The sequence below is a fragment of the Peribacillus sp. FW305-BF15 genome, assembly GCF_058783805.1.
Genome location: NZ_JBYSYV010000064.1, coordinates 1 through 1,538 on the forward strand (window position 1 = coordinate 1; position 1,538 = coordinate 1,538).

Sequence of the window (1,538 nt, forward strand, 5' to 3'; positions counted from 1 at the left end):
TAAAACATACTAAGGTTAGTAGTGCGGACCAAGGCATTGGTCCACACTACTATTTTTTATATAGTAGAAATGAAGAATAGGTCGATCATGCCTTAGGATCTAGAATCCGTAATTAAAACGGACCTTCTTCATTTACCTTATTTGAATCAGGTTTTAGTATGTTGGATCCTAGAGATCGTGTATAAGAAATTAGAGTCGATAAGTGTAAGATGAGGGCTTCAATTTAAGAAAATTGTAGGAGGATAACATGAAACATGTAATTGCCTTTGACGTGAGTATGGGAAAGAGTTACATGGTCATTTATAATGGCTTGAAAAAATGTATTTATGAAGCTGAAATTAAACACACCAAACCTGAGTTTGAAAAGTTAAGAGCTCGGATTGATGAATTAATCGAAGGATATGAGGACCAACCTTATATTGTGTTCGAATCAACTGGTGTCTATTCTCGGCAATTGGAACGCTTTATGCGTGATAACTATTATTCCTACTGCCTTTTAAACCCTCTAGAGGCTAAAAAGCAATGTGATGCCTTAAGGATTCATAAAACTGATAAAAGTGATGCCCATCAATTGGCTTTAACTCACTTCTCTGTCTCCCGAAGGGAGACAAACGGGACAGACACCCTGTTTCAACAGTTGAAGTCACTTTCGAGATTTTACAGTGAGCTTGATGATGAATTATCGGTAACTCGTAGTCGCATGCATAAAGTCATTCAGTTGACCTTTCCTGAACTGGAAAAACTCTTCACCATTAAATCTGATTTATTTCTAAACATTGTCCAATTGTTTCCACATCCAGATTTTGTTCAGGGACTTTCAAAAACAATTATTAAAAATAAAATACGTGCCAATACAAATAAAAATATCTCGGGTGCGATGGCAGAAAAGAAAGCAATCGCACTAATTGAGGCGTCCCAGCAGTCCTATCCAGCTGTTTCTTCATCGGATGTTTTGTGCGAGCAACTACGGTCTTACGCTAGACGTTATCAAGAACTTCTCCAACAGAAGGAACAATGTATTAATGATATGGTCCAATTAGCAGAAAAACGCAGCGAATACAAGGTGATCTTGAGTTTTCCAGGCATTGGCCCCAATACAGCAGTTCGCTTAATAGCAGAAATCGGAGACATCCACCGTTTTGAGAATAACAAACAATTAAATGCTTATGCGGGTATTGACATACGCCGATTCCAATCAGGAAAAACCTATTTTAAGGACAAAATTAATAAGCGTGGTAATAAACACTTACGAAAACTGCTGTTCCTAATAATTCAGAACATGATTAAACAGAGACGTTACGGACGGAATCATATCGTTGAGTATTACGACAAATTAAAAACGCAACCCTATAACAAATGTCATAAAGTTGCGTCCATCGCCTGTGTGAATAAGCTTTTGAAGAACATCTTCTTTCTTATTTCACACAATATGAACTATGATTACGGGTTGGCCTCCAAATCATAGTTTTATAAATAATAACATAATCAAATGACCTAGTAAAAAAATCCAAGTTGGCTAGGTCTATTTTGTATGCATA

Annotated in this window: 1 protein-coding gene; it reads left to right on the forward strand. The window is 36.7% G+C overall.

Features of this window, described 5'->3' with window-relative positions; genetic code table 11:
• Positions 1–247: 247 nt before the first annotated feature.
• On the forward strand, positions 248–1,465 hold the full coding sequence (locus AC3WLU_RS26695; RefSeq protein ID WP_105719000.1) for an IS110 family RNA-guided transposase: 1,218 nt from the start codon (positions 248–250) through the stop codon (positions 1,463–1,465).
• Positions 1,466–1,538: the final 73 nt, after the last annotated feature.